The sequence below is a fragment of the Qipengyuania algicida genome, assembly GCF_009828025.1.
Lineage (GTDB): Bacteria > Pseudomonadota > Alphaproteobacteria > Sphingomonadales > Sphingomonadaceae > Qipengyuania > Qipengyuania algicida.
The window spans coordinates 250734-256884 of the sequence record NZ_WTYA01000005.1; the positions used below are offsets into that span (position 1 = coordinate 250734).

A 6151-nucleotide genomic window follows, 5' to 3' on the forward strand; every position below is an offset into this window, starting at 1 on the left:
CCCATTGCCCCGGACGGCGCGCGGAGTCGAGACGCTCTTGCTTCGCGGCCATGCAGCCAGGCTATTGTGGGGGCAGGTCGAAAGGATCGTCCTCGCGCTCTTCAGAGCGGCTGCGCAGTTCGACGCTGAGTACGGGAACGGCTTGTGGGGGCGGGGTGAGCAGAGCTTCCGCATCGGGCTTGCCATGGCCACCGTAGGGAGCGGGCGGGAGCGACGCTTGCGGTGGCGGTGTCAGTGCGGCGCGCTGCCCGCAAGCGGCAAGCCCTGTTGTCAGCAGCAGGATCAGGCAGGCGCGTATCATCATTCGAGTCCCAAATCGCGGCGCGCTTCGGCCACGCGTTCGCATACCGCATCGGGCGCGGTGCCGCCATAGGAAGCACGCGCGGCAACCGAGGCATCGACCGAAAGCGCGCGATAGACGCGCTCGTCGATCCGCGGATCGATCGCTTGCAAGTCTTCGAGCGGAAGCTGGTCGAGCGCGAGTTTGCGGCTTTCGGCCAGTTTAACTGCCGCGCCGGTGATGTGATGAGCCTCGCGAAAGGGGATGTCCGCTTCGCGCACCAGCCAGTCGGCAAGATCGGTCGCGGTGGCGAATCCCGCTTCGGCTGCCGCTCGCATACGGTCGGTGTTGAACGTCGCGTCGGCGATCATCCCGGCGCAGGCCGCCAGCGCGAGATCGAGCAGCCCCGCTGCCTCGAACACCGGCGGCTTGTCGTCCTGCATGTCTTTCGAATAGGCGAGGGGAAGCCCCTTCATCGTGACCATCAGTGCGGTGGCGCAGCCGATGATGCGCCCGGCATGGCCGCGCACCAGTTCGGCGGCATCGGGATTCTTCTTCTGCGGCATGATCGAGCTGCCAGTGCTCAGCGTATCGGGCAAGCGGATAAAGCCGAAGGGCTGGCTGGCCCACAGGATCAACTCTTCGGCAAGCCGCGAGAGATGCAGGGCACACTGGCTCGCCGCGGTGAGGTAATCCAGCGCAAAGTCGCGGTCGGACACTGCATCCAGGCTGTTACGGGTGGGGGCTGCAAAGCCGAGTGCAGTAGCGGTCATCTGACGATCGATGGGAAAGCCCGTCCCGGCCAGCGCAGCGCTGCCGAGCGGGCATTCGTCCATTCGTGCGCGTGCATCGGTAAAGCGGCTGCGATCGCGCCGTGTCATCTCATAATAGGCCATCAGGTGGTGTCCGAGCGTCACCGGCTGGGCCGTCTGGAGATGAGTGAAGCCGGGCATGATGCTGGCCGAGTGCTCATTCGCCCTTGCGACAAGCGCGTTCTGAAGTGCAACGATACCTGCTTCGGCCCGCTCACAGGCCTCGCGTACCCATAGCCGGAAATCGGTCGCGACCTGATCGTTGCGGCTGCGTGCGGTGTGGAGACGTCCGGCAACCGCGCCGATCAGTTCCGACAGTCGCGATTCTACGGTCATGTGGATGTCTTCGAGGTCCCAGTCCTCCGGGACACCGTCGCGCTCATATTCCCCGGCGATGCGGACTAAGCCGCCATCGATGGTCTTTGCGTCTTCAGCCGAGACGATCCCCTGCGCCGCCAACATTGCGACATGGGCTCTGCTGCTCGCGATATCCTGTCGCCACAAAGCCTTGTCGAAAGGAATAGAGGCGTTGATTTCGCGCATGATCGCGCTAGGCCCTTCGGCGAACCTGCCGCCCCACATCTGGTTGGAGAGCCCTGTGTCCCGCCCCTTACTGTCCCGTTCTTCGTTCACTCTACCGCTGGTCCTCGTTCTGGCACTGGCGGGTTGCGATAAGGCCGCGCCACCGACTGCGCAAGGAAGTGCCGCTTCAGCCGATCCCAGCGCTGCTACGCAGCCGGCATCCGGCACTATCGATCGCAGCCATGCCGGGGAGGCGATGCCCGCACTCCACCTCACCGGCCTTAACGGCGAGGCATTCGATCCGGCGAGCATCAAGGGTAAGCCGGTCCTGCTCAATCTGTGGGCGACATGGTGCGCACCTTGTGTCAAGGAAATGCCACTGCTCGACCAGCTTGCTGGTGACGAGCCGCAATTGCAGATCATCACCGCAAGCCAGGATCTGGGCGGTGCCGATGTGGTCGCCAAGTTCTTCGCCGAACATCACTTTGCCAAACTCAAACCTTGGATGGACAAGGAAGGGGAGCTCGGTTTCGCCTTCGGTGGAGGGCTCCCGGTTTCAATACTGTATGACGCGCAGGGCAAGGAAGTCTGGCGGGTCAACGGCGATCTCGATTGGCGTTCGCCAGAAGTGCGCGCTGCCCTTGACGAGGGGGGATAGACGGTTAGGTCGGATGTCGTAATACCAGGGCAAACCTGGTTAAGCTAATGCCCTTGGCTGCCCTCGAAAGTGATTTGCTTGCGTTTGTTCTATCCAAGCCTTGCAAATGATTGGCTTTATTAGCATCTGATCTTAAGACATGTGCGATGCACGATATCGAGATGGACCGAGGGTGTTGATCTTGCCGGACCTTTTGTCACAACAATTGACGGGAAACGATCTAGCATCTGAAATGCGTCAATATCTGAAAGAACATGAGTGAAACTCGAACTTGCTCCCGAACGGATGCAGGCCAACGCTGCCCGTGCTACCGGCCTGTTGAAATCGATGGCCAATGAAACCCGGCTTATGATCCTTTGCCAACTGGTTGAGCAGGAGATGACTGTCGGGGATTTGATGGAGCATATTCCCCTGTCGCAATCTGCTTTGTCGCAACATCTTGCGATATTGCGCCGCGAGACTCTCGTGAGAACGCGCCGCGAAGCACAATTTGTATGGTATTCGCTGGCCAGCGAAGAGGCAGCCAGTGTGCTGCAGACGCTTTACGATAAATTCTGCCGCGATTGCGGCTAGTGCCAATTTACCGACAGGTTAAGACCTTCAAGACGTATCACGCTATGCACGAGTTCGATCCCGAGAGCGCCTGATTTCTCCCGTCAGCTGCTCAATTCGCCATCGCGCTGTTTGCGCCAGCGATAGAACGTTTTTTCCGAGATACCGATTTCGCGACAACTCTCGCATACGCCACGCCCCGCAGCGATTAGTCGCTCTATTTCCAGGCAACGCGAGTCCTTGTCCGGTATTACGATCACATCGACCCCCAGCTTTTCCAGAGCATGTAGAAGGCCACGACGAAAATCAGGACTGCGAAAATGGTTTTGAGCTGCCCACCACCAGACAGGCGTTTAGCCATGGCCGTACCGAAGAACCCGCCTACTGCACCTCCCAGCACGAATACCACCGCAAGGATCCAGTCGACGAGCCCGGAAAAGGCATAGTTGGCAGCCGTAGTCAGGCCGAATGCGGTCACCGCCACGAGGCTCGTTCCGACGGCATTGATCATGGCCATATCGGTCGCCGCCATCAGGCCGGGTACGATCAGGAACCCGCCGCCGATGCCGAAGAAGCCGCTGAACGCCCCGGTCCCTAAACCTATGCCAAGCACTTTCGGCGCATTTTCACGATTGCACGCAGCATCCAGCGAACCCGCGGCCTTGCGGCTGCGCAGCATGAGGATGCCTACCCCAATCATCAGCAACGCGAAGAGGAAAAGTAGTTTCTGTCCGTCGAAGGCCTTGCCGAGGGTCGAGCCGCCCAAGGCCCCGAGGATGCCTGCTCCGGCATACATCATTCCGCAACGCCATTTCACCGTATGCTGACGCGCATGCTGGAGGAGCCCAGATGCGGCGTTGGCGGCAACCGCCAGCGCACTGGTGCCGATAGCGACATGCGGGCTGGGTACTCCCACCAGATAGACCATCAGCGGCACGGCCAGGATAGATCCGCCACCTCCGACGAGGCCGAGTGTGAAACCCACCATTCCACCGGAGAGCAAACCCAGAGCGATATGCAGACTGTCCAAGTTAGATTTGTCCTTTGTCAGAAGCCTGCGAAACGTATGATTGGCCTTGCCTGAAGACGTTGAAACTGATGGCCCGAATAGGGGGTAGGCGAGTTTCCGAACCCGCCACGATCACACGGCGTTAACGGGGATTTTGATGTAGCTGACGCCATTGTCTTCCGGATCGGGAAGACGACCGGCGCGGATGTTAATCTGGACGCTAGGAAGGATCAGCTTGGGCATATCGAGCTGGCTGTCGCGCGAGGTGCGCATTGCAACGAACTCGTCTTCGGAGATGCCGTCCTTGACGTGGACGTTGTCGTCGCGTTGTTGCCCGACCGTCGTCTCCCACGCATAATCATCACGGCCGGGCGCCTTGTAATCGTGGCACAGGAACAGCCGCGTTTCGCGCGGCAATGACAGAAGGCGGCGGATCGACTGATAAAGTCGACGCGCATCGCCACCAGGGAAGTCCGCGCGGGCGGTACCGAAATCGGGCATGAAAATGGTGTCGCCAACAAAGGCGGCATTACCGATGATGAAGGCCATATCCGCAGGCGTATGGCCGGGCACGTGTAGCGCGATGCCTTCCAACTGACCGATCGTGAACGTTTCACCATCGTCGAACAGGTGATCGAACTGCGATCCGTCGCGTTCAAAATCGGTGCCGGCGTTGAACAGTTTCCCGAACACGTCCTGCACGCGGATGATTTCGCGCCCGATAGCCAGCTTGCCACCCAGCTTTTCCTGTAAGTATGGAGCCGCAGAAATATGATCGGCATGTGCATGGGTCTCGATTAGCCAGACCACTTTCAACTTCTTGGAAGTGACATATTCGATCATACGGTCGGCCGAGCCATTGGACGTTCGCCCCGCGGCAGCATCGTAATCGAGCACAGAATCGATGATGGCGGCTTCGCACGTTGCCGGATCGTGGACGATGTAACTGACCGTATTGGTCGCTTCGTCGAAAAATCCCGCAATCGTGGGTTTTTTTGAATCGTCGGCCAAAGTGCGTTCGATCTGGGCAGTGGCACGATCGCGGGCCACGTCTGTATCGGGCCTCACAATACTACTCCAAACTTTACCAATTACTGAACTATGTATATGACTTGCGGTGACGAGGGTCAAGGCGTATGATAAAATATGGAAAATGAACTGCCTATTCGTTCGGCTCCTTGCGCTGGTCTCAGGATTGGGGACCGTGCGCCAAATTTCAGCGCACGTAGTACCGCCGGGGATTTCAAACTGTCCGATTATCGAGGACATTGGGTGATCTTGTTCTCGCATCCGGCTAATTTCACCCCCGTCTGCACGACCGAGTTTGCGGCTCTCGCCCGTCGCATGGATGATTTTTCTGGACGCAAATGCGTGCTCGCTGCGCTTTCCATAGACACCCTGTTTTCTCACTTCGCCTGGCTACGAGTGATCCGCGATCGGCTGGGGGTGGAAGTGCGCTTTCCCATCATCGAAGATCCGACGATGGTTGTGGCTCGTGCCTATGGGATGGTCGGTACGGCTGACAGTGACAGTGCGGCCGTCCGCACGACGTACTTCATCGATCCTGACGGCATAATACGCCTCATGACATGCTACCCTGCAAACGTGGGGCGATCGATCGATGAATTGCTGCGAGCGCTAGACGCGCTGCAAGCTGTAGAAGATGGTGATCTAGCGCCAGCGGACTGGCAGGCGGGCGATCAATTGCTGCCGCCGCCGTCGCAAGACCTCGATGCGGTCTTCGCAGCACCCGACGACATGGCATGGTTCCTGCGAGAGCGTGGCGATGATTGACGAAGACAAGATCGAAGCGCTCAAGGCGCTTGCGCATCCAGTACGCTATCTGATCTTCAGCACCCTGGCCAAGGGCGAGCAGAATGTCGGCGAGATCGAACAATCGAGCGGCGTTGGGCAGCCTGCGCTATCACAACAATTAGCGGTTTTGCGTCAGGCCGGACTGGTCGATACACGGCGAGAAGGCAAACTTGTTTATTATTCGCTTGATAGAGCCACGTTCGTGCAAATTCTCGACATGTTGAAAGACCTGCTTGGCGAACCGGTCGAATCCGAGGAATCCCATGTCGCCAGCAATCTTACGGGTGTGGCCCGTTTTGCACGACTGACTTGATCGGAACTCCAAATCCATTCGCCATAATTCCGGCAAAACGAAATTGAGCCGATCGTGCAATGATGCTCGGTCGGCTCATGGATGTGTGGGTTGGCTGTAGTTTTGCCGAAAGGATCAATCAACGACGGTCTGATCGTCGATTGGATCGCTGTGGAATTCGTGCCACATTCCGTTGAGGATACCGAAGCCG

9 protein-coding genes are annotated in these 6151 nt (G+C 58.7%); 4 read left to right on the top strand and 5 right to left on the bottom strand.

Annotated elements, in window-relative coordinates; all coding sequences use genetic code 11:
• Positions 1-61: 61 nt before the first annotated feature.
• On the bottom strand, positions 62-304 hold the full coding sequence (gene lptM / locus GRI58_RS08505; RefSeq protein WP_160753133.1) for an LPS translocon maturation chaperone LptM: 243 nt from the start codon (positions 302-304) through the stop codon (positions 62-64).
• Entirely contained in the window at positions 301-1674 is a 1374-nt protein-coding gene (gene argH / locus GRI58_RS08510; protein WP_160753134.1) for an argininosuccinate lyase, read from the bottom strand. The genes lptM and argH overlap by 4 nt, the downstream gene beginning before the upstream one ends.
• Positions 1675-1690: 16 nt before the next feature.
• On the opposite strand from argH, the gene GRI58_RS08515 reads away from it, so the two are divergent.
• Both GRI58_RS08515 and GRI58_RS08520 read left to right on the top strand, forming a co-directional pair.
• A complete protein-coding gene (locus GRI58_RS08515) occupies positions 1691-2272 on the top strand; it encodes a TlpA family protein disulfide reductase (RefSeq protein WP_337190928.1) in 582 nt (193 codons plus the stop codon).
• A 258-nt stretch (positions 2273-2530) separates the two neighbouring features.
• Complete coding sequence (locus GRI58_RS08520; protein WP_337190929.1) at positions 2531-2845, top strand: ArsR/SmtB family transcription factor; 315 nt, start codon at positions 2531-2533, stop codon at positions 2843-2845.
• Positions 2846-2928: 83 nt separating this feature from the next.
• Here GRI58_RS08520 and GRI58_RS15930 read toward each other — a convergent pair whose 3' ends face one another.
• The 3 genes from GRI58_RS15930 to GRI58_RS08535 form a co-directional block, all read right to left on the bottom strand.
• Complete coding sequence (locus GRI58_RS15930) at positions 2929-3084, bottom strand: helix-turn-helix domain-containing protein (protein WP_160753136.1); 156 nt, start codon at positions 3082-3084, stop codon at positions 2929-2931.
• Positions 3081-3854: a sulfite exporter TauE/SafE family protein gene (locus GRI58_RS08530; protein WP_272916334.1), complete on the bottom strand. Its 774-nt coding sequence runs from the start codon at positions 3852-3854 to the stop codon at positions 3081-3083. The genes GRI58_RS15930 and GRI58_RS08530 overlap by 4 nt, the downstream gene beginning before the upstream one ends.
• Before the next feature lie 111 nt (positions 3855-3965).
• The gene (locus GRI58_RS08535; protein ID WP_419957036.1) at positions 3966-4901 is read right to left on the bottom strand and encodes an MBL fold metallo-hydrolase; all 936 of its coding nucleotides are present in this window, start codon (positions 4899-4901) and stop codon (positions 3966-3968) included.
• 78 nt (positions 4902-4979) lie between these two features.
• Here GRI58_RS08535 and GRI58_RS08540 point away from each other — a divergent pair, with 78 nt between their 5' ends.
• Positions 4980-5627 carry a peroxiredoxin gene (locus GRI58_RS08540; protein WP_160753137.1) on the top strand — a complete coding sequence of 216 codons (648 nt, stop codon included), beginning with the start codon at positions 4980-4982 and terminating at the stop codon, positions 5625-5627.
• The gene (locus tag GRI58_RS08545; protein ID WP_160753138.1) at positions 5620-5961 is read left to right on the top strand and encodes an ArsR/SmtB family transcription factor; all 342 of its coding nucleotides are present in this window, start codon (positions 5620-5622) and stop codon (positions 5959-5961) included. The genes GRI58_RS08540 and GRI58_RS08545 overlap by 8 nt, the downstream gene beginning before the upstream one ends.
• Positions 5962-6151: the final 190 nt, after the last annotated feature.

Coding starts and splice junctions, on each gene's coding strand:
- GRI58_RS08545 (WP_160753138.1), top strand. CDS start 5,620: ATGATTGACGAAGACAAGATCGAAGCGCTCAAGGCGCTTGCGCATCCA.
- argH (WP_160753134.1), bottom strand. CDS start 1,674: ATGTGGGGCGGCAGGTTCGCCGAAGGGCCTAGCGCGATCATGCGCGAA.
- lptM (WP_160753133.1), bottom strand. CDS start 304: ATGATGATACGCGCCTGCCTGATCCTGCTGCTGACAACAGGGCTTGCC.
- GRI58_RS08540 (WP_160753137.1), top strand. CDS start 4,980: ATGGAAAATGAACTGCCTATTCGTTCGGCTCCTTGCGCTGGTCTCAGG.